This window comes from Nocardiopsis ansamitocini (assembly GCF_030268225.1).
Taxonomy (GTDB): domain Bacteria; phylum Actinomycetota; class Actinomycetes; order Streptosporangiales; family Streptosporangiaceae; genus Nocardiopsis_D; species Nocardiopsis_D ansamitocini.
The window spans coordinates 437,738-462,483 of record NZ_BSQG01000003.1 but is presented as its reverse complement, the minus strand read 5'-3'; the positions used below and the strand labels follow the sequence as shown (position 1 = coordinate 462,483).

Sequence of the window (24,746 nt, the reverse complement as noted above, 5' to 3'; positions counted from 1 at the left end):
GGCGCATCCCGCCGGTGTGGGCAGGCTAGCGCTGAGTGATCTCCGAATAGGCTTCGCGCAGGTCGACGCTGGTCACCGTGGTCAACTCGGCTGCGCTCAAGTCAGCGCCGATCCCTTCGGACACGCGCAGGTCCCGGTAGGAGCACGCCTTCTCGAACAGGGAACGGGCGAATCGGCCGTTGCCGAACTCGTCGATCCAACCGCCGTCGCACACGTAGCCGAAGATCTGGAGCAGGTCCTCGCGGGCCTCGCCGTCGAAGAGGTCCCCGGTCTGGTCGGCCACCAGTTCGGCGATCTCGGTCAGTTCCGTGGGCGAGTAGCTGGGGAAGGCCACCCTGACGTTGAAACGCGAGGAGAGGCCGGCGTTGCTGGTGAGGAAGCGGTCCATGTCCGCCGGATAACCGGCGAGCACGATGACCAGTCGGGAGCGATCGTCCTCGGCCCGCTTGAGCAGCGTCTGGATGGCCTCTGCGCCAAACGCGTCGCCTCCGCTGTACCCCGGGTTGACCAGGGAGTACGCCTCGTCGACGAAGAGCACACCGCCCAGTGCCCGATCCACCACCTTGTTGGTCTTGACCGCCGTGGCGCCCAGGTGCTCGCCCACCAGGTCGGCTCGACCGACCTCGACGACGTCGGGGCGGTTGAGCAGCCCCAGGGACGCGAACACGCGGCCCAGGATGCGCGCCACCGACGTCTTACCGGTGCCCGGCGGGCCGGAGAAGACGAAGTGACGCATGGGGGGATGCGTACGCAGCCCCTGCCCCTGTCGCAGCTTGGCAACCTGCAACTGCGCCGCGATCGCTTTGACCTGCTGCTTGACCGGTTCCAGGCCGATCAGGGCGTCCAGTTCGGCAAGGGCCTCGGCGACATCGGGCGTCTTGGCGAAGCCGGGGAGGCGCGCGGTCAGCTCGTCATAGGCGGCGGCGACGTCTGCTGCGCGCACCGTCACGAGGTCGTGGGCCTCGGGCCGCCCTTCGGTCCCATTCGTGGTCACCACCCGCACGTCCCTGGCCTCGGCGGCCTTCTCCACCAGGGAGCGGGCGAACCGACCGTTCCCCAACACGTCGACCGCACCCTGGCGTTCGACCTGGTCGAGTCGCAGCCGCAGTTCGGGGCGGGCGGGACCGTCCAGGACGTCGCCGCGCTGATCGAAAAGGGCCTCGGCAATGCGCTGCAACTCGTCCGGGGAGTAGCTGGGGAAAGTGACGCGGGTGGCGAACCGTGAGGCAAGACCGGGGTTGGAGGCGAGGAAGCGGTCCATCTCCTCGTGGTACCCGGCGAGGATGACCACGAGGTTGTCGCGATCGTCCTCGGCCCGCTTGAGGAGTGTCTGCACCGCTTCGTTGCCGAACCGGTCCGGCTGGCCATCACCATCGTTGACCAGGGAGTACGCCTCATCGATGAACAGCACACCGCCCAATGCCCGATCCACCAGCTCGTTGGTCTTGATGGCGGTTGCTCCGAGGTACTCGCCCACGAGGTCGGCGCGCTGGGCTTCGACCACGCGGGGTGAGGGCAGCAGGCCGAAGGAATGGAAGATGGTGGCCAGGGTGCGGGCCACGCTGGTCTTGCCGGTGCCGGGGGGACCGGAGAAGACGAGGTGGCGCAGGGGCTTGTCCACGACGTATCCGGCATCGGCGCGCAGCCGGGCGGCTTCGATCGATGCAGCGATGGCCCTGACCTGCTGCTTGACCGGGTCCAGACCAATCATCGCCTCCAACTGGGCGAGCGCCTCGTGGACCGGGACCGGCTCTTGGGGATCGGTGTCGGTACCGGTCTGTGTCCCGGGCCCGCTGTGCGAGCGAAGCCGGTCCTGTGGGGCGCCGCGGTGGTCGGAGGAACCGGTGTGGCCGCCGGAAGGCTGGTACTTGCGCATCTCGGCGGTCAACCGCCGTCCGGCGACCGCCCGCCACAGCAGCGCGGCGAGGGCCGCCCCGACAGTGGTGAGGACACCCGCGGCCGGTGGAACGGCGTCGGTGATCATACTGGTCAGCGCCACGGCGAAGCCCAGGATCAGGCCGAGCAGCAACGAGAGCAGCGTCGTGTGCCAGACCGGGAAAGCGGTGATCCTGGTGGCGATCAACGAGACCGCCAACGGCAGGACCGGCAACAGGAGCAGGATGGGCGCCGGCCCGAGCGACATCAGGAACAGTGGGTAGGCGATGAGCACCCACAGCACGCACACGCCGGCGGTGGCGATGGCGGCCGAGGAGCGCATCAGTGCCGCGAACAAGCCGAGAAGCATGAGTGCCACGGCCAGTCCGGAAAGGACCGGGAATCCGGCGACGAAGGCCACCAGCGCCGCGGCGACCAGCACTCCCAGGCCGGCGAGCAAACGGGTCTGGAGCGGAAGACGGTCGTAGGCCGCGCGTATCCGCTGCAGCGAGGACGCCTTAGGCCGCTGTGCGGCCCGGGGTTCGTGCTCGCGCCCCAATTGGCTGCCCCCTCGTGTCTTTCGCTTGTCGGCCCCCGAGGTGCCGCACGGATACGGCAGTTCGTGTTGATCCCATACTGCCGCCTGCGAAGCGGGTTTCGTAAGGAGTGCCCCGCGTGTCGCGTGGCGGACCGCGGTCTAGAGCAGGCTCAGCTGGCCGCCCGGCGCAGACCGGAAGGTGCGCAGGTGTTGCCATTTGGGCAGGTCATCGAGATAGGCCCACGACATCCGGTGGTACGGGGTCGGACCGAGATCGGCGAGGGTGGCGCGGTGGAGGGGGGAGGGATAACCGGCCGCGCTCGCGAAACCATACCCCGGGTACTCCTCGTCCAGGGCCGCCATCATCGTGTCGCGCTCCACTTTCGCCAGGACCGAGGCAGCCGCGACGGTCACACAGGTGAGGTCGGCCTTGATCTGGGTGCGCACCTGCCACGGGCGGCCGAGAAAGTCGTGCTTGCCGTCCAGGATGACGCTGTCGGGCCGCTCGGCGAGACCGTTGAGTGCCCGGGTGGCGGCCAGGCGCAACGACTCGGTCATACCGAACTCGTCGATCTCAGCGGGTTCGGCCCGGCCGAAGGCGTGGTCGCGGACCCAGGGGCGTACGAGGTCGGCCATCGCCACCCGGCGCTTGGGGCTGAGCCGCTTGGAGTCGGTGAGCCCCGCGGGTGCGGGCGAACCATCGGTGACGGCGGCACAGACAAGGACCGGGCCGGCCCAGGCTCCCCGTCCGACCTCGTCCACTCCGGCGATCAACGTGGCGCCGTGCTCGGTCAGCTCTCGCTCGAGCTCGTAGGTCGGCGGGGCGACCCGGCTGCGAGCCGGGCGGGAAAGGTCTGCCATCCGGCCAAGAGTAGTGCCGATCACTGCCCGCGCACCGCCAGGTCCCGGTAGAGGGCGTAGGCGACGTCCACCTCCGCGCCCATGAACCAGGTCAGGGCCACTACCGCAAGGAAGGAAACCGTTTCGCGGACGAAGGCCCCGGCAAGGGCCGCAACGGAGACGAAACCGCCGAACCAGGTACTGAGCGCGGCCACCGCGATCGTCTACGCGGATGCGCCCCCACCACTCGGCCGGCTCCGCCCTGCCGGCAAAGGACGCGTGGTACCGCTTCGACCGGAGGTCGATGAGCTGATCGACTTCGTCGCTGATCCGCTCCACCAGCTCCCTCCGCGAGGACGTCGTCGTAGTCGGTGCCCGTTCGCGTGGGGCGTGCACCAAGCAACGAAGCTCTGCGTCTGCTGCTTTTTCGCTCGTCCCCATGACCAACGCGTCGCGCATCCCGGACGGTTCGCCGCTTGCGCGCTCCCGTTGCGGTTTTCCGACAAGTACCGCGTGTGACACAGAGGAACCGTCCATTACTTTGGGTAACTTCGGTCTCACCTTGACCTGAGCGAACCGATATGAGGCCGAGATGGGCGTGACCCGTATGGCGCTGTACGACGCCGCCGCGCTGGCCGCGCGGATGGGCCTGGGAGCGATTCTCGCCGCGCACGCGCTGCTGAGACTGCCGGCGGATCCGACCACGGCGGCCGTGGGGCCGGACGCGGGGATGCCGCTGCCCGAGGTGGTCGCACAGGCGTTGCCCTACCTGGAGCTCTCCGGCGGGGTCGCGATCACTGTCGGATTGCTGACACCGATCGCCGGAATCAGCGTGGCGATTGCCATGGGCGGAGCCCTTTTACTCGGAGCATCCGACGACGCGCTCCCTCCCGCCAAGGACCTGCTCCCCATCGCCGCAGAACATCCTTATGTAATGACAACGGCACTGCTCAGTGTGCTTGTCGCGGTGAATCCCGGACGGGTCACCATGGATCGCTGGTTGTTCGGCCGACGAGGCGGCCCGGCCCGCTCCGAGGACCGGGAAGGCACCGGCGGATCGGCCAAGCGGCCCGACCAAGCCCCGCCACTCCCTTATTCTGAGGAGCAGGTCACTACGAGGCGGCCGTCGCGCGCGTCAACCGCGCCCCGACCCACTTAGCAGCCGACCTGGTCACTGTCGTCGTCGTAATCTCTTTGTTGGGGGCTTCCTCATGTCCGCCGCCAGTCCCGGACCCGTTGGTACTCCGCAGACCGGAGAAACCTCGACAGCGGACGAGGACTCGGTCGCCAAACTCATCGAGATCGCCCGGAAACCGACTGTCGGTCAGCGGCTCATCTCCTGGGCCTCGCGCCCGCCGGGCCGTCTCTACCTGTCCTGCTGCGTGATCGTTGCACTGGTTCTGCTGTACGAGGACAGTGTGCCCGGCGGCCACCTGCCCAGTTTCGTGATCGGCATGGGGGGCGGTGGCCTGCTGGCCGCGATGGGTGCGCTGCGATTGGGCATGGCACTGTCCATCGCCCGACCGATCATCCGACGGCACTGGCTGCGCTGGACCACTCCTCCGCTGATCGCGGCGGCCGCGATCGCGCTGTCCCTGACCGACGCCCCTTTGCAGGCGCGGGTCGAGGCTTCCAGTGAGGACCTGATGCAGGCGCGGACCCTGGTGGACGACACCGACTCCACACCGTTGAACGGTGAGTGGTTCGGGTTCTACCCATTGGAGTCGGCCTCGTTCAATGAGGGCGTCACGCTGTTCACCGTCGAGGACGCGGGCCTGTTCCGCGAGTCCGGTCTGGCCTACAGTCCGGACCCGCTGCCGACCGACGTCTTCGTCCCGGGCCACCGCGGCCTGGTCTACGAGCACGTCTTCGGCCCCTGGTACTCCTGGACCAGCTACTGATGGACGCCGAGCGGGGTGCGGGGAGGCCCCGCCCGCGGGTCCGGACGCTGCTCTGGCGTACGGCGGCGGCCGCGGTCGCCCTCCTTCTCGTTGCGGCCCTCGCGTTCACCTGGTGGGCCTGCTCCCCCTATCGCGCCGAGCCCGCACCGCTGCGAGCGGCCGAGGAGCTCTCCGGGGTCGCGGTGGAGCGGCTCGCGGACGCCGTCGTGATCACGCCGACCGCAGGGAACTCGGACACCGGTGTCGTCTTCTATCCGGGGGCACGCGTGGAACCGGACGCCTACGTGGCCGCGTGGGCGCCGATCACCGCCGCGACCGGGGTGACCGTGGTCCTGCCCGAGCTCCGTCTCAACCTGGCGGTGCTGGACGTGAACCGGGCCGACAGCGCGGTGACAGCCGCACCGGAGGTCGCCACCTGGTACGTCGGTGGCCATTCCCTGGGCGGGGCGATGGCGGCCTCCTACCTCGGTGGTGGTTCCCCCGGTGTCGATGCCGCGGGGTTGGTGCTCTGGGGCTCCTACGCGACCGAAGGTGCGCACCTTGCCGGCCGAACGGATCTGCGCGTGCTGTCGGTGGGCGGGGGACGGGACGGACTGTCGACCCCGGAGAAGGTGACCGCCAACCGCGCGAACCTTCCCCCGGGTGCCGAGACGGCCACCATTGCGGGGATGAACCACGCCCAGTTCGGGGCCTACGGCCCCCAGGCGAGGGACAACACCGCCGACATCTCCACCGCGCTGGCGCACGAACGACTGGCCGAGGTGACCGGGGATTTCCTCGCAGCGGGGTGAGCGACGTCCGCCGCCTCCTCACCTTCCCTTAACCGGCGAAGGGTACATAGAGGACATCGGGTCGGGACGGACGGGGAAGACGATGGCTGAATTCATGCGCACGCTCCACCTACGCATCCACGACGCGGTGGAGTCCCTTCGCCGGGCCCACCGCAGCGGCGACGAAGAACTGGTGATCGGCCAGGCCGGGGAGATCGAGGACCTGGTGGAGATCGCCGCCAGGCACGGAGTGGACATCGACGGCGGCTATCAGGAACTGACACGCGCCACCTGATCCCCCGGGCAAGAAGGAAGGAGGGGGACCCCACTGGGGTCCCCCTCCTTGTGCAACGGTCGAACTGCGGCTTGCGAAGGTCAGCGGCGGTTGTTCTTGCGGCCGTAGCCCTCGCCCTGCTGGAACTGCTGCTGCATCGCCTGCTGCTGCTCCTTGGTGTACTGCTCCTGGAGCTGCTGCTGACGCTGAGCCGCCGAACCCACCGCCCCCTGGACCTGCTGGAAGACGTCGGAGGACTCCGCCGAGGCGACCAGCTTGGCCGCGTTCTTGGCGCCCGACCGCTTCTTCCCCTCCCCCAGGGTGGGGAGCAACTGGGCCAACAGGAGCGTGGACAGCGCCGAGGTGTCACCCGAACCGGCGTCGGTCCGCACCACGACCGGAGTGGGTGCACTCTCGGCGAGCTTGGCTCCGACGTCCAGCCGACGCCGCGCGAGCTCGTACTGCAGCACGGCGCGGTTGTCGCGGTAGGAGGTGGCGAGGCGGCCCTGCGCCTTGGCCTCGTTGCTGGCGGCGACCAGGTCGGCCCGCCCCTGCGTCTCGATCTCGTAGCGCACCCGCTGCGCCTCGGTCTCCTGCTCCTCGAGCATCTGGGCGACGTCCTTGCGCGCCTTGTTCAGCGCGGCGTTGACCTCGACGATCTTGGCGTCACGGGTCTTCTTGGAACGCTCGATGTCCATGAGGAGGGTGTCGATGCGCCGCTTGCGGGTGAGCTCCCATTCCTGCTCGTAGGCCACCAGCTCCTTGGAGACCCGTTCCCGGGTCGCCAGGTGCTGCTGGTACTGGTTGGGCAGCTGGACGTCGGGGATGTTGCACCCCCTGATCTCCACGCCGTACCGGCTGAGCTGGCGGTTCAGCAGTCCCTGCATGTCGGCCACGTCGGAACCGCGCAGATCGAAGGCGTTCTCGGTCTGCACCTGCCGGCTGCGCTGGCGGATGGCGTCCTGCACCGCGTTGGACAGCACCAGGTCGAAGTTGCTGGCGCCGATGGTGCGGATGAAGGCGGTGGCATTGGTGATCTTGAACTTGAGGAAGAACTCGATCGACTTCAGTGGCACGTTCTCATGCGTGGGGCATGCCAGGACCGGCGCGTTGTAGGGGATCTCGGTGGAGGTGTCCACCACGAAGTCCACCCGTGCCCACGGGTGCCACAGGTAGTGGCGTCCGGGGGCCAGCTCTCCCACGACCTTGCCGAACTTGGTGAGGACGCCCGTGGTGCCCTGCTCGATCTCCACGATGGAGGAGCGCCACCACCACAGCAGCCCGAGCAGGATCGAGGCGAGCCCCAACAACAGCGAGGGGATCGCTACGACGGGCGCCATGATGGTCTCGGCGAACACCGCGGCGAAGAGTGCGGTGAGGATCAGATAGAAACCGATCCATACCAGGGAGAGCCATTTGAGGCCGCGCCCGTCCCGCGGGATGACGACGGGCACGAGGGACCCTTGGTCACCGCCGCGCAGCAACCGGGCGATGTCGCCCCAAGAAGCCAGTGACTCCTTGATGTGCGAGGATCCCCGGCCGTGCGGTGTCTGCTGGCTCATCTACTCTCCTCCCGTGTTGGGTCCGGTCTGCCCCGGATTGGGCCATGGCTGGGGCGGTCCCGAGGGCGGCGGGAAGGCGTCGGGATAGGACGGCTCGCCGGTGAGCGGCTGGCCGTAGGGAGCGGCCGGGGCCTGGGGGCCGGAGTCCTGGGGGGCGTCCTGCTCCCCGTTGAGGCGCTGGTCGATGGCGTCGTCGGCGACCGACTGGCGGATCTCTTCGACCCGGTCGGCCCCAGGGACGTCGGCGGCGTCGGCCGGGTCGGGGCGCTCGACGGTGGTGGCGCCGACCTCCAACAGTTCCGCGATCTCGTCCTCCCGGGAGGAGATGCGCTCGGAGATGTCGGCGAGTCGGCCGCGGACCTCGGCCATGTCGGCATCGGAGAACAGCAGCTCGTCGGTGCTGCCGATGATCTGGCGGGCCACCTCCAGGAAGTTGATGCTCGCCGCGTCGGCCGCACCGATCTGAACCACCTGGGGCAGGCTCTCGGCAACCGATTCCAACTTGTCGAGAAGATCCTGCTGGAAGCGGTAGTTGAGGATCTCGGGAGCCTCTGCGGCGCTGACGGCACGAATATCCAGAGCCTGCGCCTCGAGGAGCGCGGCATTGGCGTGCGCGCTGCTCTCGGCCTCGACGAAGCGCTGACGGGCGAGCGCGCGGGCGCGGTTGGTCTCGCGTTCGAGAGCGGTGTCCATCTGCGCCTGGTACTGGGCGATGTCGGCCTGGATGGCGGAGAGGGTCTCGTTCAGGGAGGCGAGTTCCTTGTTGAGGTCACCCTCGTTCTGCTCTTTGCGCAGCTGAAGCTCGTACTCGTAGGTGTAGGCCTCTTTGGCCACCCGCACCATCTCCGGTGCCGCGAGGTCCATCCGGTAGTCCTGGCTGGAGGGTTCGGCGTGCGTGATGTTGGCGTTGGTGAGCTCGACCGCGGGCGAGAACTGCTGGTTGAGCTGGTCCAACAACCGGGCGGTGTTCTCGCCGACCAGGTCGTAGATGTCCGATGCCTGCTGGTCGTAGATGAGGCTGCGCGTGGTCTCGCTGATGGCGTTGTTCAGCTTGTCCTGGAACCCCTGCACCGCGCCCAGGGTGAAGATGAACTCCTTGGGGTCGCGGATACGGAACTGCAGAAAGAGGTCGACCGAGGCATTCACGCCGCTCTTGGTCGGTGCTTCACGGATGGGGGCGTTGAAGGGGTATTCCCGCGTCGTGTTGACGATGTAGGAGACACGCTTCCAGGGGTTGAAGAGAGTGACCCGGCCGGGGCCGTGGACGTCCTCCAACTTGCCGAACTTGGTGATCAGGGCTTCACAGCCCTCGGGGATCATCACCATTCCCTGGCGCCACCACATCAAGACGCCGACCAGGACCACGACCAGCCAGTAGTGCGGGCCGAAGAACAACAGGGTGGCGTTGGGGATGAACCAGGTGAAGGCGGTTCCCAGCACACCCAGGACGGTCAGCAGGGCGACCGGGACGACCGCACCGAGCGTACGGCCGCGCGGGATCACCATGGGGCAGATGACGTGGACGGAACCGCCCCGGTCCTGCTCGAATTTGCTGCGGTTGAGGACCTCTCCCGCGTTGCTGAGCGAGGAGGTCTGCTGCTCGATGCGGGTGCCCACCGAGGCTCCCTGGTCCCGCGCAGCCAGGAAGTCTCCGGGGTCGAGTCCGAATCCGTCCGAGGACTGCTTGAGGGCGTCGGTGACCGCTTGGCGCGGATCGCCCCCCTGGGCGACCGCTCCCGCGGCCCCGCGCACGGTCTGCGCAAAGGACATAGGCGAAGACTCCTTAGGTATCCGGCACTTGGGGTGACTGCCATTCCGACGTGCCTGGCATCGGCACGGTTCCGCAGCCCCTGGTCAGAGTCCTGGAATCTTCCCACAGGAATCCGGACATGCAGGTGGAGAGAAAGTAACCATCCGCTATCTGGATACCTGGTGCCCCTCTTCCACCGATAGCGGAGAAAGCACTACACGACAGTCGATACCGCTCTAGCCTCTTTACTCATGGGCCAGAACACGTACAGGACCGACCACGGAGGGTTGCCGGTGAAGGACGCGTACGGCATCGGAACCAGCCCGCCCGGCTGCCCGGGGACGACGGTGGCCGCTCTGGAGCGGGGCACGGTTCCGGGCCGCGGCTGGTCGTGGTCCTTCTTCTCGTCCTCACGGTGAACGGGCGACCGGGGCGCACACCCGGCACTCGTCGGAGTGACCGCGCCTCAGCCCTGACTGATGTAGGCCTCTAGCTGTTCGCGGTGTTCCTCCAACTGCTTGATGTGGTTCTTGAGCACATCGCCGATGCTGACGATCCCGGCCAGGCCGCCGTCGGCGATGACGGGGACGTGGCGGACACGGCGCTCGGTCATGAGCACGGTGAGGGTGTCCACGGTGTCGTGCGGGGTGCAGATGACCACCACAGCGGTCATGATCTGGGCCACCGGCGCGGACAGCACCTCCGGGCCGCGTTCGGCGAGGCGGCGTACGACATCGCGCTCAGAGACGATACCGGCGATCTCACCGCTGCGCTCCACCACCATCGCTCCGATGTTGTGCCTGGCCAGATCGGTGATGAGCGTTGCAACGGTCGTCTCGGGGGCCACGGTGACGACTGCGGCCCCCTTTTTCCGCAGAATTTCCGCGATACGCATGGCGGACACCTTTCTGTCGGTGTCCGACGGGCTACCCCCTCTCCTTCAGCAGTAACCCCGCTGCCATTCGTCGGATGGCAGCGGGGTCACTGGTACGGGGCGGAGAGCCTGGAGGAGCTGGGAGCAACGGCCGACCGGAAACGGAAATTCGCACCCGCTCAAGACGTCCGTCGCCCTTTCACGCTCAGCTCAGGGCGCTGTCGCGCTCCGCAGTCCGCGCTTCCCAGCACTGCACGTTGCGCAGTTCGGGGAGACGGTCCCGGGTGAAGACCGGGTCCAGTCCCTGCTTGCGCTGGTCGAGGTAGTCCTTGAGGAGCTTGTAGGCGACCGCGCCGAGCGGGATGATCGCGGCCAGGTTGACCAGGGCCATAAAGCCCATGGTGGTGTCGGCCAGCGTCCAGACCAGCTGGATGGAACCGATCGACCCCAGGAAGGTGGCCAGGAGGAACACCCACTTGTAGGCGGTCATCACCTTCTCGCTGGAGTTGAGGAAGCCGATGTTGGACTCGCCGTAGTAGTAGTTGCCCAGCACCGAGGTGAAGGCCAGCAGGAAGATGATGACGGTGAGCACGTGCACCGCCCAGCTGCCCAGGTTCGCGCCCAGCGCGTCCTGGGTCATGGTGGCCCCCAGGTCCTCGCCGTAGGTGGGGTTCGCGACCAGGATGATGAAAGCGGTGATGGAGCAGACGACGAGGGTGTCGAAGTAGACGCCGAGCGTCTGCACGAGCCCCTGCTTCACAGGGTGGCTGACCGAGGCGGTGGCACCGGCGTTGGGAGCGGAGCCCAGACCGGCTTCGTTGGAGAACATGCCGCGCCGCACTCCCTGGATGATGGCGGTCCCCAGTCCGGCCGCCGCGACCTCGCGGATACCGAACGCGTGGGTGACGATCAGTGCGATGACCCCGGGGATCTTCTCCACGTTCATGGCCACAACGGCGATACCGAGGAGCAGGTAGAGGCCGGCCATCAGCGGCACCAGGGTCTGGGCGACGTTGGCGATGCGCTTGACCCCGCCGAAGATGACGGCCGCGGTGAGCAGCACCAGCCCGACACCGATGGCCGCGGGCAGCCAGGGCAGGGCGTCGGTGTCGGCACCGAATTCACCGACCGAGCCGACCAACGTGGTGGAGATGGTGTTGGACTGCACCGCGTTGAACACGAACCCGAAGGTCACCGTGATGGTGATCGCGAAGAGCACCCCCATCCAGCGCCGCCCCAGGCCGTACTGCATGTAGTAGGCGGGACCACCGCGGAACCCGGTGCTGTGCGGGACCTTGTAGAGCTGGGCGAGCGTGGACTCGACGAAACTCGCCGCCCCCAGCACCATCGCCATGATCCACATCCACATCACCGCGCCGGGGCCGCCGACCGAGATCGCTGTGGCCACGCCGGCGACGTTACCGGTGCCCACTCGCCCGGCGGCCGAGATCGCGAACGCCTGGAACGAGGAGATGGACTGCTTCTTGCCACCCTCGTGTGAGGAGTCAGGGCCACTTTTCAGCGCGCGGAACATATCGGGGATCAACCGGAACTGCACCAGGCCCAGCCGAGCCGAGAAGTAGATACTCGAAACGGCCAGGATGACGATGAGCAGGGGCCAGAAGAGGCCGTCGTTGAAGGCACCGATGGCATCGGTCAGCTGTTGCATAGGCGGATCTGCTCCTCCGTGGCGGGACGGTTACGAAAACCGTTGGAACGACCCGCAGAGTCTCACCCGCCAAAGCGGCTATATGCGCGTTGACCCCGCCAATCAGGACAGATGTCATGGAACCGTTGCATCATTCGACATCGATGTCATAAAAAAGTTGTACTTCGTAACCAAGAGTGACGATTGGCTGGGCGTGCACTCAGCGCGTCCTCCCCTGTACGGTCGGCATCCGGCGCCCCGCGGAACCGGACGGCGCGCCCGATCAGCATCGAAGGACGCCGCCCCTCTTCTTGTTCTGCGTGAAAGGCGTCGGATCCTCCCCGGCCGCGAAAAGCGCGTCGGTCTCGATCCCCGGCTTCTCGGGTGCACGGGTCGAGTCGCACCGCGGACGGCCGGCGGACGAGGGGTCAGCTGCACCCGCTGGTGGAGCCGCAGCCCTCGCAGGCGTAGCAGCTCCCCGCCGGCAGCATCTTGGTGCCGCAGTCGACGCACAGCGGCGCGTCGGCGACGAACCCCTGCTTGAGCTCCATCAACTCGGTGGAGTCGTGCACCGTACGCGCGGGTACGTCTTTAGCCCCGGAGCCGGCCGGCGGAGCCGACTGGGCATAGGACTCCACCTGGGTGGCGACTTGGGACGCATCCTCCCCCGCCACCTGGGCTGCCCGTTCATCCGTGGAGAGGACGCCCAGGGCAGCACGTTGCTCATAGGGGAGGTGGTCCAGCGCCAAACGACGGAAGACGTAGTCGACCACGGACTGCGCCATACGGATCTCGGGGTCGTCGGTCATGCCGGCCGGTTCGAAGCGCATATTGGTGAACTTCTGAACGTAGGTCTCCAGGGGCACCCCGTACTGCAAGGCGATGGAGATCGCGATGGAGAAGGCGTCCATGACCCCGGCCAGGGTCGATCCCTGCTTGCCCAGCTTCAGGAAGACCTCGCCGAGACCGTCGTCGGGGTAGGACCCGGCCGTGATGTAACCCTCGGCACCACCGAGACTGAACGACACCGTCTGGCTCGGACGCCTCTTGGGCAGCCTGCGACGGACCGGGCCCCGGGCACGGTCCTCCTCCGCCCTGGAGGACGGCCCCTGCTCCGTCTTCCCCTCGGCTCTGCCGACGGAGAGCGGTTGGCCGACCTTGCAGTTGTCCCGGTAGACGGCCAGGGCCTTCAGCCCGAGCTTCCAGCCCTGGAAGTAGAGGTGCTCGAAATCCTCGACGGTGGCGTCCTCGGGGACGTTGACGGTCTTGGACACCGCGCCGGAGAGGAACGGCTGGACAGCGGCCATCATGGTCACGTGCCCCATGGGTGCGATGGAACGCCTGCCCATCGCGCAGTCGAAGACCGGGTAGTGCTCCGCTTTGAGCCCGGGGGCGCCCACGACATGCCCTTGTTCGGCGATGTGGTCGACGATGGCCTCGACCTGGTCGTCCCGGTAGCCCAGGTTGCGCAGCGCGCGCGGCACCCCCTGGTTGACGATCTGCATGGAGCCGCCGCCCACGAGCTTCTTGAACTTCACCAGCGAGAAGTCCGGTTCGATGCCGGTGGTGTCGCAGTCCATCATGAAACCGATGGTCCCGGTGGGCGCGAGCAGACTGGCCTGGGCATTGCGCCAGCCACTGCGCTCTCCCGCTGCCAGGCACTCCCGCCAGGCACGGGTCGCCGCCCGATGGATGGGCCTCTCCAGCGCACCGACGGTGCGCAGGGCCTTGTTGGCCGCGACGTGCTTGCGCATGACGCGCTTGTGGGCGACGGCGTTGGAGCTGTAACCGTCGTAGGGGCCGACCGCCTCGGCGAGCTCGGCGCTGCGACGGTAGGCGGTCGCGGTCATGAGCGAGGTGATCGAGGCTGCGACGGACCGGCCGCCGTCGGAGTCGTAGGCGTGGCCGGTCGCCATGAGCAGGGCGCCGAGGTTGGCGTAACCGACCCCCAACTGGCGAAAGGCCCGGGTGGTGGCGCCGATCTTCTCAGTGGGGAAATCGGCGAAGGCGATGGAGATGTCCATCGCGGTGACGACCAGCTCGACGAGTCGCTCGAACCGCTCGACGTCGAAGGCGCCGTCGCCCTTCAGCAGCTTCATCAGGTTGACCGAGGCCAGATTGCACGAGGAGTTGTCCAGGTGGACGTACTCCGAGCACGGGTTGCTCGCGCTGATCCGCCCGGCCGCGGGCGAAGTGTGCCAGTCGTTGATGGTGCCGTCGTACTGGATCCCCGGGTCGGCGCACTCCCAGGCGGCCCGAGCCATCGTGCGGAACAATCCCCCGGCGTCCACGGTCGCGACGACCTCTCCGGTCAGTCGGGAGGTGAGCCCGAAGTCCGAACCGGTCCCGACCGCACGCATGAAGGCGTCGGAGACGCGTACCGAGTTGTTGGCGTTCTGGTACTGGACGCTGATGAGGTCGGCACCGCCGAGGTCGACGTCGAACCCCGCGTCGCGCAGAGCGCGGATCTTGTGCTCCTCGTGCGCCTTCGCCCGCACGAACTCCTCGATATCGGGATGGTCCACGTCCAGCACGACCATCTTGGCCGCGCGACGTGTGGCCCCACCGGACTTGATCGTTCCTGCCGAGGCGTCGGCCCCGCGCATGAAGGAGACGGGGCCGGAAGCGGTTCCGCCGGAGGAGAGCAGTTCTCGACTGGAACGGATACGGGAGAGGTTGACCCCGGCGCCGGACCCGCCCTTGAAGATGACCCCCTCTTCCTTGTACCAGTCGAGGATCGACTCCATGGTGTCGTCGACGGCCAGAATGAAGCACGCCGAGACCTGCTGGGCGGAGCCGGTCCCGACGTTGAACCAGACCGGGGAGTTGAAACTGAACAGCTGGTGGACCAGGGCGTACTTGAGCTCGTGGTCGAAGATCTCGGCGTCCTCGTCGGTGGCGAAGTAGCCGTGGCTGCGCCCGGTCGCGGTGTAGACACCGACCACCCGGTCCACGAGGTGCTTGAGGCTCCACTCGCGCTCGGGAGCACCGACGGTCCCGCGGAAGTACTTGGTGGTGACGATCTGGGCGGCGTTCATCGACCAGGCGGCCGGGAACTCCACGCCGCGCTGCTCGAAGTTGACCGTGCCGTCGCGCCAGTTGGTCATGACGACGTCGCGGCGCTCCCATTCGAGCTCTGCGTAGGGATGGACGTCGGACGAGGTGAAGACCCTCCGTATCCGCAGCCCCGCACCGGAACGGTTTTCGCCCCTGTTGTTCTTGTCCTCCGTGTTCACCGTCCCGGTCATGGCACGCCCCCCTCAGCTCGGCCGCATCCGGTCGCCGCCGCTCGACAGGCCGCGTACCCGGTGGGACGCGACTCGTTGCGGCACCAACGGCTCTCCGGCCTGCCACTGGGTGCAGGAGCGGTCATTCCACTGACGCGACCCGGTCCGCTCGCAGGCCGGCGATCTCGTTCTCGAAATCTTCAAGGGACTCGAAGCTGCGGTAGACCGAGGCGAACCTCAGGTAGGCGACCTCGTCGAGCTCGCGCAGCGGCCCCAGGATGGACAGCCCGACCTCGTGGGCGGGCACTTCGGCCGCGCCTCGCCCGCGAACGGCCTCTTCCACGCGTTGACCGAGGATCGCGAGAGCGTCCTCGGTGACGGGACGCCCCTGGCAGGCCCTGCGCACACCGGCGATGATCTTGGTGCGCGAGAACGCCTCGGTGACCCCGGAGCGCTTGGCGACCATCAGGAGAACCGTCTCCTGGGTGGTGAAGCGGCGCTCACAGATCGGACAGGATCGGCGACGGCGGATAGCCGCCCCGTCCTCGGCCGAACGGCTGTCGATCACCCTGGTGTCAGGGTGCCGGCAGAACGGACAGTGCATGCCCGCTCGCCTCCCTTCGGCTTATTCGTCTTGTGGTCGTCGCACGACCGCACGCCGCCCCCCTTTCGGGCGATGCGGCGACTGTGTGCCGTGCACGACTGCCGGAGACCGTGCCCCCCGGACTCATTAGATACCCACTAAAGCACAAGCTATTGGGCAACTTGTGCAAAGCAAGTACTAGATGTTGTGGTCAAAACTTACGACTGGTGCCAGATCGACGCAAGTCGCCACAACCCGCGGGGAACGCGATCGACACACCGCCCACAATCAGGCACCACGACCGAGGCCCCGACATGGAGAAGCGGACCCCCAAAGCACGCAGCTTCGCGGGGCCCGCCTGGACCGTGTGCACCCTGGGGCGGACGCGGTCAGGAAACGGAGGGGAGCACGAGCTCCTGGCCGGGCTCCAGCGCGGAGCCGGAAAGACCGTTGAGGTCGACGATGTCCTGGACGGTGCGGCGCGGGTCCTCGAAAGGACGTACCCGTTGGGCGATGTCCCAAAGAGTGTCGCCTTCGCCGACGACGACCGTCGAGGACTCGGCGAGGCCGAAGAGGCTTTCGGTGGAGGCTCCGGCACTGGAGGCCCCCAGGGCGACAGCTGCGAGAACGGTGAAGGCGAAAGCGGTGGCCGCCACCGAACCGGCCGCGGAGACCAGCACCAGACGGCCTCGGCGGGTCAGCCGCGGGGAGCCGGAAGGACGCGGTGCGGAGCGAGCCGCTTTTCTTCGCGGAGGTGGTGTAAACGACCCGAGGTCGGGAAGATTAGAGAAAACCGGGGGGGCCGCGATCGCGGTAGCGCCGCTCTCACCGTTCACAAACTCTCCTCGCCATTCCGGAATCACCCGGGACCAGTCACATGCGTCCGGGCCGGGCTGATCCTGTACCGCATGTGCACCGTGCACGCACCGGGGGGAGCGGGCGGGTGCCCCTGACCTGCCGACGAGCACGGCATGACCAGGGCGGGGGACGGACGGTAGGACGGGTCCGGACATGACCTTTCCCTTCGAACATCTGTTCGCTGGAACCGATATTCGAGTACTACCGCATCCGAGGGATTTTTTCAGCACCATCTCGAACGTTTGTTTGATATTGCCTTGAGCAGAGACTAACGTTGGACATGTTTCGCCGCTGTATACCGATGATGAGCGCTTGTCACACCATCGCGATACACCTTGTGAAACAGCACCGACGCAAGCACCGAAAGCCCCACACCGAGAACACCGACCGCCGAGGAGGCCGGACGTGCCGGAGGAGAACAACGGAACGCAGGAACCTCACGTGAGAGGGAAGGCCGTTTCCGCACTCCGGTCCGCCCAAACGGGAAGCGACACCATGCGGGCCCCCGTGAAGGAACCGGCCGAGGCACCGAAACTTACCGCTCGCCAGCAGAGTGTTCTGAACGTCATTCACCGCTACGTGCGACAACGCGGTTACCCGCCGTCCATCCGAGAGATCGGTGATGCAGTGGGACTGTCCAGCCCCTCCAGTGTCGCGCACCAACTGAAGGTGTTGCAACGCAAGGGCTACCTTCATCGCGATCAAAATCGCCCACGGGCGGTCGAAATTCGCATTCCCGGCCAGCCGCCAGTCCGTTCGTGGGACGAACTCGACCACGAACGGGACACAACTGAGACCCGGGCGACCAATGTCCCGGTCGTCGGACGTATCGCCGCGGGCGGGCCGATCCTGGCCGAGGAAGCGGTCGAGGACATCCTGACCCTGCCCCGGCAACTCGTCGGCGAGGGCAAGCTCTTCATGCTGACCGTGGTCGGCGATTCGATGATCGACGCCGCCATTACCGATGGTGACCTGGTCGTTGTCCGCCAACAACCGGAAGCCAGCAACGGCGACATCGTTGCCGCTCTACTTGGCGACGAGGCCACGGTGAAGACGTTCAAACGCGACGACGACCACATCTGGCTCCTTCCCCGCAACGACGACTACGAGCCGATCAACGGCGACGAGGCCACCATCCTCGGCAAGGTCGTCGCGGTCTTGCGCAAGGTGTAACGACTTCGCCTCGGTTTAGCACGGGCCCGTGATCAATCCGATCGCGGGCCCGTTTCTGCTTCGCTGCGCGACCGGGTGCCAGTCCCCGCCATAGCTCCCAATACGGTAGGAACATGCCCTCTGCCCCCCGCCCGCCGTTCGCTCGCGCACTCGGTTCCTTTGCCGTGTGCGGCTCTCTCGTCCTGACCGCGGCATGCACATCGCCCCCGGACACCGTTGGATCGGACGAGCACGAGATCGCAGCGACCGAACGCGAGGTCGAGTTCAGCAGCGGCCCGGACACGCTGTTCGGAACGTTCGCTGTTCCTGATGACACCACCGGCCCCGTCCCTGCGGCTCTCATCATCTCCGGCAGCGGCCCCACCGACCGCGACGGCAACAACCCGGGACGGCCGGACGCCGATACCAATCGCAACTTCGCGGCGGCGCTGGCCGATGCCGGAGTGGCCTCGCTTCGCTACGACAAGCTGGGTTCCGGTACGACCGGCATGGCCAGCCGTACCGAAGGCGCCCAGGTCGACCTGGGCGTCTTCGACCAAGAGGTCACGGACGCCTACGCCGAGCTGACGGCGCAACCCGAGGTCGACCCGGAGCGACTGATCGTGCTCGGTCACAGCGAGGGCAGCCTGTTCGCCCTGCGGGCCCCGGAACTGACCGAGCCCGCCCCCGCCGCGCTGATCCTGGCCGCTCCGGTAGGAGCGCGCTATCTCGACGTCATGGACCGGCAACTGACCGAACAGCTTCGACTGGCCGAGAGCCAGGGCATGGCGGGCACCGACGTGGACCAGATGCTGAGCGATACCCGGTACGCCATCGCGCGCGTCCGTGCAGGCGAGGAGGTCGACCTCGACCGGGGCACGGCGCTGGACTCGATCTTCTACCCCGGTGTCGAGCCGTTCCTCCAGGAGATCGACCGGTTGGACCCGACAGAACTGGCCGCCGCCCTCCCCTCCTCGACCCCGACGCTGGTGCTGTGGGGGACCGCCGACAGCCAGGTCGAAGGCTCGGAGGTGGACCGTCTGACGGAGGCTCTCACCAACGTCGAGCGGGTCGACATTCCCGCCACCGACCACATCTTCCGCGAGTACGGCACCGAACCGGGCGACCCTGTCCTGGACTCCCACCGGACCTTCGCCCCCGAGGTCGGCGAGGCGATCGAGGGCTTTCTCGCCCGTCATTCCCGCCCTTAGCGCGTCCTCCTGCCGACCAGGCAGCGGCCCCGGACGAGGCGGTGCCCCGGCGCATCGACAAGGTCGGAGCACCGGGGCACGATTCGTCCCTCACCGCCGGAGCCGTCGGCTCAGCGGTAGTCGCCCTCCTCGATGGCCGTCATCGCGGCACGGGCGAGTTCGTCGGCTGAAGCGACGGCGTCGGCCTCGGGAATGGAGTCCTCGGCGCTGGTGAAGGAGTCATAGCAGGTGGCCAGCGAGACATTGCTGACGTAGGCCGCCACGCATCCCAGCTTTTTATCGGTGTCGTACCAGCTGACAGCCCCATCGCCCAGCCCCGGGACGTCAGTGGTGGGATAGTCCTCGGCGTAAAGGGCCAAGTCGTCCGCTGCCCACTGGTCTGCACTGGTCAAGCCCTCGTCGTCGTTGCGCATGACCATCGCCCACACGTAGCCGGAACGCTCGAAGCTGCTGGGGCTGGTCTGCCACACGCAGGTGCGCCCCTCCCACCAGTCCTCTCCCTCTGTGTCGCTGGCCTCGTCCGTCTGGTTCTGGAGGTCGGGGACGATCTCCTCCAGTTGCGGCCCCTCGAAGACCTCGCACCCGGGAAGCTGACTGAAATAGGTCGCTTCAGGGGTGCCTGTGCCGGAATCGGACGGCCCCGAGGAGGAGTCGCTGGCGGACAGTCCGACCACGACCACCACGACGAGTCCGATCACCAGCAGCAGGACAACGACCGCCCCGATGATCCCTCCGATCAGACAGCCGTTGCTCTTGGCGGGAGGCGGCGGCTGGAACCCTCCGCCATAACCGGGCTGACCGCCGTACGGCATCTGGCCGTAGGGCTGCTGGGGATGACCGTATGCTCCACCGGGACCGGGGGAGCCGGGCGGCGGATAACCACCGGACCCGTACGACTGCTCTCCGTAGGGCTGCTGGGGATGACCGTAGGCCCCGCCGGGACCGGGGGAGCCGGGCGGCGGATAACCACCGGACCCGTACGACTGTTCCCCGTAGGGCTGCTGGGGATGACCGTAGGCCCCGCCGGGACCTTCAGGGGGGCCTCCTCCCTCCCCGTGGGGCTGCTGTTCATACGGTTGCTGGGGACCACTGGGAGGCTGAGCCATGAGACGTCCTCACTGGCAGATGGATTGGGTGACAGGGGATGGGCGCGCTGCGCGCGGCTGTCCGGGGAAGAATGCGGCCGACGGGTGGGGATCAGTCTTACTGCACGGAAGTGACGATCTCCCTCGCCAGGTTCACCGCCCCTTTGATCGCCTCGTCCTGGCCGATGTCCTTGCTCGCCGCGAAATCCTTGCTGGCTTCGTAACAAGCAGTGACCACGAGGTTGGAGATCCGACTGGCAGCGCAACCGTGCCGGCTGCGGTCGTCGTACCACCGGATCGCCTCATCGCCGAGGTCGTCGAGATCGGTGTAGACGATGCCTCCGGGGGCGCGCTCCAGGTCGTCCTTCGCCGCGGTCTCCCCGCCGATACCCATGCGGTTCCCGCTGCGGATGAACGAGACGCTGGCGCTGGCAGGCATCCCCGCCGAGGTCTCGGTGGTGGTCCATCGGCACTGGTTGCCGTCCCACCAGGCCTGTCCCCGGGTGTCGATAGGGCCGTCGAGGTCGAGGTCGGGGTCGTTGACGAGCTGCGCCAGGGAGTCTCCCTCCGCTTGCACGCAGCCAGGAGCCGCCTCGTACCGACCTCCCGGCCCGCTCAGCCAAACGTAGACGCCGATGCCCGTTCCCCCGAGGAGCAGGATGACAGTGACCGCACTGATCAGGACGATGGCCGCGCAACCGCGGCGGCTCTTCGGGGCCGCCTCGACCGAAGCGGGAACATCGGATGACGCATCCGGCTGACCGGGTTGCGTCGGAGAGCTCCCCTGCACGGGGGCAGGGGACCCCCCGTGGGGCGGCTGGACCATGTGGATCGGTTCCTTCCTCGTCACGGCCGTGGTTGTCCGAACGGCCCGTGCACAGGTCAACGCTACTATCAGCGCCTTCCGACTCCCCACAAAAAGGGCACCGGTTACCGGATCGACACAGGCCGCTCGGTGGATGAGAACAACGCTGCCGCTCTTCGGTTCCCTAAAGGGAGGACGCCAGTTGTTCGGCCAGGTCGACAACGGTGTCCCGGGCGTCTGTGTAGGGAAGGGGTGCGTCGTTGTCCGACCTGGTTCCGCTGTACCAGACCCGGACCACCAGGTTCTTGTCCCGGAAGACGGTCTGCGCCGACCCCGGGATGGCCGAATCCGGCCACACGAGAACTCCGTCGCCGAGCGAGTCGACAGATTCGGTCCCGTCCGCACCACTGGCATCGGTCAGTCGTTCGAGCCTGGTTGTGGCCAGCTCCTCACCGGTGGTCTCCGCTGCACTATCGGTGAAGTACACGGAGAAGGCAAGGGTGAGGGCTCGCGCAGGGCCCTCGGTCGCTGACCAGGCACACGTGGTGATGGTTCCGTCGGACAGCGGCCCCTCGTCCGCAGCGTCGAGGACTGCCGAGGGCACGGCGGCCTCGATGACGTCCTGGGGAAGTGCGGCGTTACAGGCGGGCGCCGTTGCATGGTCGTCGGCCCCGGCCGGTCCGGCCGGGGTTCGCTCCCCCACCATCAGGCCACCGGTGATGGCCAGCGCGACCACCACCACGAGGCCGACAACGGCTCCCGCCAAGCGCAGCAGGACATTGCGCCGACTCGCTTGGGTCATCTGCCCGCCCCGTTCGTTGCGCAGCTGCCGTTCCTTCTGGTGGATGAACGCGCGGGCGGGCCCACCGGGCCCGCCCGCGCCGAAGATACCGTGCCCGGTCTAGGCGACCACGATGTTCACCAGTTTGGGCTGACGGACGACGACCTTGCGGATCTGACGGTCGCCGATGGAGTTTTTGACCTTTTCCGAGGCCAGCGCCAACCGCTCCAACTCTTCGGCGGAGATGTCGGGGGCGACCTCGATCTTGTCGCGGAGCTTGCTGGCGACCTGGACGACACAGGTGACGGATTCCTGGACCAGCAGGGCGGGATCAGGACTACGCCAGTTGCCCACGGTCACCGAGCCGGCGTGGCCGAGCAGTTCCCAGCCTTCTTCGGCCACGTAGGGGGCGAACAGCGCCAGGGTGATGGCGATGGTCTCGGCGGCCTCGCGCACCGCAGGGTCGGCCGCGAGGCCGGCCTCGATGGCCTTGCGCGCAGCGGTGACCAGTTCCATGGTGCGTGCGATGGCGACGTTGAAGCGCTGGGCCTCGACCGCCTCCGTGATCTTGGCCAACGCCTGGTGCGTGGCCTTGCGCAGCTCCAGGTCTCCCGTAACGGGGTCCAGACCTGGAGCGGAAGCCGCACCGGCCTGAGCCATGACGCGGTAGGCACGGTTGAGGAACTTCAGGGACGCGGCCGGGGAGACATCGGCCCAGTCGATGTCCTCCTCGGGCGGCCCGGCGAAGATGACGGTGAGGCGTACCGCGTCCACCCCGAAACGGTCGATCTCCTTGCCGAGATCGACCCCGTTGCCCAGGGACTTGGACATGGCCCGGCCCTCGTTGATCACCTGGCCCTGGTTGAGCAGCCGGGTGAAGGGCTCGGTGAAGGAGATCATGCCCATGTCGTACAGCACCTTGGTGAAGAAGCGCGCGTACAGCAGGTGCAGGATCGCGTGCTCCTTTCCGCCGATGTACTGGTCCACCGGCCCCCACTCGGCGACCTTCTCGGGATCGAAGGGCGCGGTGTCGAAGTCCGGGGAGCAGTAGCGCAGGAAGTACCACGAGGAGTCGACGAAGGTGTCCATGGTGTCGGTGTCGCGCTTGGCTGCGCCACCGCACTCCGGGCAGTCGACGTTGACCCAGTCGCTGGCCGCGGCCAGCGGGGAGACCCCCTTGGGGGCGAGGTCGGCGCCGCGGAGGTTGTCGGGCAACCGCACCGGCAGCTGGTCATCGGGGACGGGGACCTCACCGCACGCGGGGCAGTGGATGATCGGGATCGGGGTGCCCCAGAACCGCTGGCGCGACAACAGCCAGTCGCGCAATCGGTAGTTGATGGTGCCCGAACCGGTGCCGCGCTGGGCCAGGACCTCGATGATCTGCGGGATGGCGTCGGTCTTGGTCATGCCGTCCAGCGGGCCGGAGTTGACCAGGGTGCCCTCGCCGGCGGTGGCGGTCCCCGTCTCGGCGGGGTCGGCCTCACCCGTCTCGACGACGACGCGCACGGGCAGGTCGAAGGTGCGTGCGAAGTCGAGGTCGCGCTGATCGTGCGCGGGTACCGCCATGATCGCACCGTGCCCGTAGTCGGCCAGCACGTAGTCCGCTGCCCATACCGGGATGCGCTCGCCGTTGACCGGGTTGATGGCGTACCGGCCCAGGAAGACGCCGGTCTTCTCACGGTCGGTGGACTGGCGCTCGATGTCGGACAGCTTGCCGACCTTGGCGCGGTACTCCTCGAACACGGTGCGCTGCTCGGCCGCGCACAGTTCGTCGGCCAGCGGAGCGTCTGCGGCCACCACGAAGAAGGTCGCACCGTAAAGAGTGTCGGGACGAGTGGTGAAGACGGTGACCGGCTCTTCGCGCCCCTCGATCGCGAAGTCCACGTCAGCGCCCTGGGAGCGGCCGATCCAGTTGCGCTGCATGGTCAGCACGTCATCGGCCCAGCCGCCGCGCAACTGCTCCATGTCGTCCAGCAGACGCTGGGCGTAGTCGGTGATCTTGTAGTACCACTGGTTCAGTGCGCGACGCTCGACCTCGGTGTGGCAGCGCTCGCACCGACCCTGGACGACCTGCTCGTTGGCCAGTACGGTCTGGTCCTTGGGGCACCAGTTGACCAAGCCGTCCTTGCGGTAGGCAAGGCCCTTGCGGAAGAAACGGACGAACATCCACTGGTTCCAGCGGTAGTACTCCGGATCGCTGGTGTGCAACCGACGCGACCAGTCCAGCGCGATGCCGTAGCGCTTGAACGACTCCGCCTGGGTCTCGATGTTGGCGTAGGTCCACTCGGCGGGGTGGGTGTCGTGTTTGATCGCGGCGTTCTCGGCGGGCAGACCGAAGGAGTCCCAGCCGATCGGGTGAAGGACGTTCTCCCCGAGCTGGAAACGGTAGCGCGCGATCACGTCACCGATCGCGAACGCCTCGGCGTGCCCCATGTGGAGGTCGCCCGAGGGATAAGGGAACATGTCCACGATGAAGCTGCGCGGACGGTCGTCGGCCGGGTCCTCGCTGGCCGCGAAGGGGTTCTCCTTGGCCCAGCGGGCCTGCCACTTGTCCTGGAGCACGCGGGCGTCGTAGGAGTCGCTCACCGCTTGCTCGCCGCTAACCGCTGTCATTGTTGGAAGTGTCCTCTACCGGGTTCATCCTGGGGGCAGACGGGCTTGCGCACCGGGCGGACCATGTGCGCGCCACCGTGGATCGGGCGCACCGGAAACGTACCGCCGGCCGGGTGTCTGAACCTCAAGGTTAGCGCGCCACCACCGGAGCCGTTGACGGAGCGGCGAGAGCGCCGGCAGTGCGGCGAACAGGTACCCCCGAAACCAAGATGACCTGCACCGACCCCTCAGGCAGGCCATGCGCAGAACGCAGGTCACGGACGGACCGTCGGCCTTCAGTGGCTGTCCGCCCCTCGGGGACGGGCAGCTGGTGGCACACGGGGCTCAGCACCCTTCGACCAAAAAGTGCGGAGCGGGCAACACGGTCGGCCCCCTGTCGACGCGGGACCGGTCAGCGCG

At 67.4% G+C, this 24,746-nt stretch carries 21 protein-coding genes; 7 read left to right on the top strand and 14 right to left on the bottom strand.

The window, feature by feature from the left end; translation table 11 throughout:
* Nucleotides 1-25: 25 nt before the first annotated feature.
* From QSJ59_RS11775 to QSJ59_RS11765, 3 genes are all read right to left on the bottom strand, one after another.
* The gene (locus tag QSJ59_RS11775; protein WP_285759392.1) at nucleotides 26-2,434 is read right to left on the bottom strand and encodes an AAA family ATPase; all 2,409 of its coding nucleotides are present in this window, start codon (nucleotides 2,432-2,434) and stop codon (nucleotides 26-28) included.
* Nucleotides 2,435-2,572: 138 nt separating this feature from the next.
* Nucleotides 2,573-3,274 (bottom strand): ribonuclease HII, encoded by a 702-nt coding sequence (gene rnhB / locus QSJ59_RS11770; protein WP_285759391.1) that lies wholly within the window; start codon nucleotides 3,272-3,274, stop codon nucleotides 2,573-2,575.
* Between the two features lie 20 nt (nucleotides 3,275-3,294).
* Nucleotides 3,295-3,468, bottom strand: a complete 174-nt coding sequence (locus tag QSJ59_RS11765; RefSeq protein WP_285759388.1) for a hypothetical protein — start codon at nucleotides 3,466-3,468, stop codon at nucleotides 3,295-3,297.
* Nucleotides 3,469-3,845: 377 nt separating this feature from the next.
* Here QSJ59_RS11765 and QSJ59_RS11760 point away from each other — a divergent pair, with 377 nt between their 5' ends.
* The 4 genes from QSJ59_RS11760 to QSJ59_RS11745 all read left to right on the top strand — a co-directional run bounded on the left by QSJ59_RS11760 (nucleotide 3,846) and on the right by QSJ59_RS11745 (nucleotide 6,219).
* Entirely contained in the window at nucleotides 3,846-4,412 is a 567-nt protein-coding gene (locus QSJ59_RS11760; protein ID WP_285759387.1) for a DoxX family protein, read from the top strand.
* 52 nt (nucleotides 4,413-4,464) lie between these two features.
* Nucleotides 4,465-5,154 (top strand): hypothetical protein, encoded by a 690-nt coding sequence (locus tag QSJ59_RS11755; protein WP_285759386.1) that lies wholly within the window; start codon nucleotides 4,465-4,467, stop codon nucleotides 5,152-5,154.
* Nucleotides 5,154-5,945: an alpha/beta hydrolase gene (locus QSJ59_RS11750; protein ID WP_285759384.1), complete on the top strand. Its 792-nt coding sequence runs from the start codon at nucleotides 5,154-5,156 to the stop codon at nucleotides 5,943-5,945. The genes QSJ59_RS11755 and QSJ59_RS11750 overlap by 1 nt, the downstream gene beginning before the upstream one ends.
* Before the next feature lie 82 nt (nucleotides 5,946-6,027).
* The gene (locus QSJ59_RS11745; RefSeq protein WP_285759383.1) at nucleotides 6,028-6,219 is read left to right on the top strand and encodes a hypothetical protein; all 192 of its coding nucleotides are present in this window, start codon (nucleotides 6,028-6,030) and stop codon (nucleotides 6,217-6,219) included.
* An 80-nt stretch (nucleotides 6,220-6,299) separates the two neighbouring features.
* On the opposite strand, the gene QSJ59_RS11740 is transcribed toward QSJ59_RS11745, so the two are convergent.
* Nucleotides 6,300-7,760 carry an SPFH domain-containing protein gene (locus QSJ59_RS11740; RefSeq protein WP_285759380.1) on the bottom strand — a complete coding sequence of 487 codons (1,461 nt, stop codon included), beginning with the start codon at nucleotides 7,758-7,760 and terminating at the stop codon, nucleotides 6,300-6,302.
* The gene (locus tag QSJ59_RS11735) at nucleotides 7,761-9,530 is read right to left on the bottom strand and encodes an SPFH domain-containing protein (RefSeq protein WP_285759378.1); all 1,770 of its coding nucleotides are present in this window, start codon (nucleotides 9,528-9,530) and stop codon (nucleotides 7,761-7,763) included.
* A gap of 231 nt (nucleotides 9,531-9,761) precedes the next feature.
* Between QSJ59_RS11735 and QSJ59_RS11730 the strand changes: the two genes are divergently transcribed.
* A complete protein-coding gene (locus QSJ59_RS11730) occupies nucleotides 9,762-9,929 on the top strand; it encodes a hypothetical protein (RefSeq protein ID WP_285759376.1) in 168 nt (55 codons plus the stop codon).
* 47 nt (nucleotides 9,930-9,976) lie between these two features.
* Here the strand turns inward: QSJ59_RS11730 and QSJ59_RS11725 are convergent, their stop codons facing one another.
* The 5 genes from QSJ59_RS11725 to QSJ59_RS11705 all read right to left on the bottom strand — a co-directional run bounded on the left by QSJ59_RS11725 (nucleotide 9,977) and on the right by QSJ59_RS11705 (nucleotide 16,522).
* Complete coding sequence (locus QSJ59_RS11725; protein ID WP_285759374.1) at nucleotides 9,977-10,405, bottom strand: CBS domain-containing protein; 429 nt, start codon at nucleotides 10,403-10,405, stop codon at nucleotides 9,977-9,979.
* A 184-nt stretch (nucleotides 10,406-10,589) separates the two neighbouring features.
* Complete coding sequence (locus QSJ59_RS11720; RefSeq protein ID WP_285759372.1) at nucleotides 10,590-12,053, bottom strand: alanine/glycine:cation symporter family protein; 1,464 nt, start codon at nucleotides 12,051-12,053, stop codon at nucleotides 10,590-10,592.
* 407 nt (nucleotides 12,054-12,460) lie between these two features.
* Nucleotides 12,461-15,280 (bottom strand): vitamin B12-dependent ribonucleotide reductase, encoded by a 2,820-nt coding sequence (locus tag QSJ59_RS11715; RefSeq protein ID WP_285759371.1) that lies wholly within the window; start codon nucleotides 15,278-15,280, stop codon nucleotides 12,461-12,463.
* 121 nt (nucleotides 15,281-15,401) lie between these two features.
* Entirely contained in the window at nucleotides 15,402-15,863 is a 462-nt protein-coding gene (nrdR, locus tag QSJ59_RS11710; protein ID WP_285759370.1) for a transcriptional regulator NrdR, read from the bottom strand.
* A 368-nt stretch (nucleotides 15,864-16,231) separates the two neighbouring features.
* Nucleotides 16,232-16,522: a LysM peptidoglycan-binding domain-containing protein gene (locus QSJ59_RS11705; RefSeq protein ID WP_285759368.1), complete on the bottom strand. Its 291-nt coding sequence runs from the start codon at nucleotides 16,520-16,522 to the stop codon at nucleotides 16,232-16,234.
* A 583-nt stretch (nucleotides 16,523-17,105) separates the two neighbouring features.
* On the opposite strand from QSJ59_RS11705, the gene lexA reads away from it, so the two are divergent.
* Nucleotides 17,106-17,873, top strand: a complete 768-nt coding sequence (gene lexA / locus QSJ59_RS11700) for a transcriptional repressor LexA (protein ID WP_285759366.1) — start codon at nucleotides 17,106-17,108, stop codon at nucleotides 17,871-17,873.
* Nucleotides 17,874-17,986: 113 nt separating this feature from the next.
* Nucleotides 17,987-19,063 carry an alpha/beta hydrolase family protein gene (locus tag QSJ59_RS11695; protein ID WP_285759364.1) on the top strand — a complete coding sequence of 359 codons (1,077 nt, stop codon included), beginning with the start codon at nucleotides 17,987-17,989 and terminating at the stop codon, nucleotides 19,061-19,063.
* 110 nt (nucleotides 19,064-19,173) lie between these two features.
* Here QSJ59_RS11695 and QSJ59_RS11690 read toward each other — a convergent pair whose 3' ends face one another.
* From QSJ59_RS11690 to leuS, 4 genes are all read right to left on the bottom strand, one after another.
* On the bottom strand, nucleotides 19,174-20,169 hold the full coding sequence (locus QSJ59_RS11690; RefSeq protein ID WP_285759362.1) for a hypothetical protein: 996 nt from the start codon (nucleotides 20,167-20,169) through the stop codon (nucleotides 19,174-19,176).
* Between the two features lie 97 nt (nucleotides 20,170-20,266).
* Nucleotides 20,267-20,974 (bottom strand): hypothetical protein, encoded by a 708-nt coding sequence (locus tag QSJ59_RS11685; RefSeq protein WP_285759360.1) that lies wholly within the window; start codon nucleotides 20,972-20,974, stop codon nucleotides 20,267-20,269.
* Between the two features lie 163 nt (nucleotides 20,975-21,137).
* The gene (locus QSJ59_RS11680) at nucleotides 21,138-21,755 is read right to left on the bottom strand and encodes a hypothetical protein (RefSeq protein WP_285759358.1); all 618 of its coding nucleotides are present in this window, start codon (nucleotides 21,753-21,755) and stop codon (nucleotides 21,138-21,140) included.
* 99 nt (nucleotides 21,756-21,854) lie between these two features.
* On the bottom strand, nucleotides 21,855-24,347 hold the full coding sequence (leuS, locus tag QSJ59_RS11675) for a leucine--tRNA ligase (protein ID WP_285759357.1): 2,493 nt from the start codon (nucleotides 24,345-24,347) through the stop codon (nucleotides 21,855-21,857).
* Nucleotides 24,348-24,746 lie beyond the last annotated feature (399 nt).

Coding starts and splice junctions, on each gene's coding strand:
- QSJ59_RS11745 (WP_285759383.1), top strand. CDS start 6,028: ATGGCTGAATTCATGCGCACGCTCCACCTACGCATCCACGACGCGGTG.
- rnhB (WP_285759391.1), bottom strand. CDS start 3,274: ATGGCAGACCTTTCCCGCCCGGCTCGCAGCCGGGTCGCCCCGCCGACC.
- QSJ59_RS11680 (WP_285759358.1), bottom strand. CDS start 21,755: ATGACCCAAGCGAGTCGGCGCAATGTCCTGCTGCGCTTGGCGGGAGCC.
- QSJ59_RS11715 (WP_285759371.1), bottom strand. CDS start 15,280: ATGACCGGGACGGTGAACACGGAGGACAAGAACAACAGGGGCGAAAAC.
- QSJ59_RS11725 (WP_285759374.1), bottom strand. CDS start 10,405: ATGCGTATCGCGGAAATTCTGCGGAAAAAGGGGGCCGCAGTCGTCACC.
- nrdR (WP_285759370.1), bottom strand. CDS start 15,863: ATGCACTGTCCGTTCTGCCGGCACCCTGACACCAGGGTGATCGACAGC.
- QSJ59_RS11735 (WP_285759378.1), bottom strand. CDS start 9,530: ATGTCCTTTGCGCAGACCGTGCGCGGGGCCGCGGGAGCGGTCGCCCAG.
- QSJ59_RS11750 (WP_285759384.1), top strand. CDS start 5,154: ATGGACGCCGAGCGGGGTGCGGGGAGGCCCCGCCCGCGGGTCCGGACG.
- leuS (WP_285759357.1), bottom strand. CDS start 24,347: ATGACAGCGGTTAGCGGCGAGCAAGCGGTGAGCGACTCCTACGACGCC.
- QSJ59_RS11755 (WP_285759386.1), top strand. CDS start 4,465: ATGTCCGCCGCCAGTCCCGGACCCGTTGGTACTCCGCAGACCGGAGAA.
- QSJ59_RS11760 (WP_285759387.1), top strand. CDS start 3,846: ATGGGCGTGACCCGTATGGCGCTGTACGACGCCGCCGCGCTGGCCGCG.
- QSJ59_RS11720 (WP_285759372.1), bottom strand. CDS start 12,053: ATGCAACAGCTGACCGATGCCATCGGTGCCTTCAACGACGGCCTCTTC.
- QSJ59_RS11685 (WP_285759360.1), bottom strand. CDS start 20,974: ATGGTCCAGCCGCCCCACGGGGGGTCCCCTGCCCCCGTGCAGGGGAGC.
- QSJ59_RS11740 (WP_285759380.1), bottom strand. CDS start 7,760: ATGAGCCAGCAGACACCGCACGGCCGGGGATCCTCGCACATCAAGGAG.
- QSJ59_RS11695 (WP_285759364.1), top strand. CDS start 17,987: ATGCCCTCTGCCCCCCGCCCGCCGTTCGCTCGCGCACTCGGTTCCTTT.
- QSJ59_RS11730 (WP_285759376.1), top strand. CDS start 9,762: ATGGGCCAGAACACGTACAGGACCGACCACGGAGGGTTGCCGGTGAAG.
- QSJ59_RS11690 (WP_285759362.1), bottom strand. CDS start 20,169: ATGGCTCAGCCTCCCAGTGGTCCCCAGCAACCGTATGAACAGCAGCCC.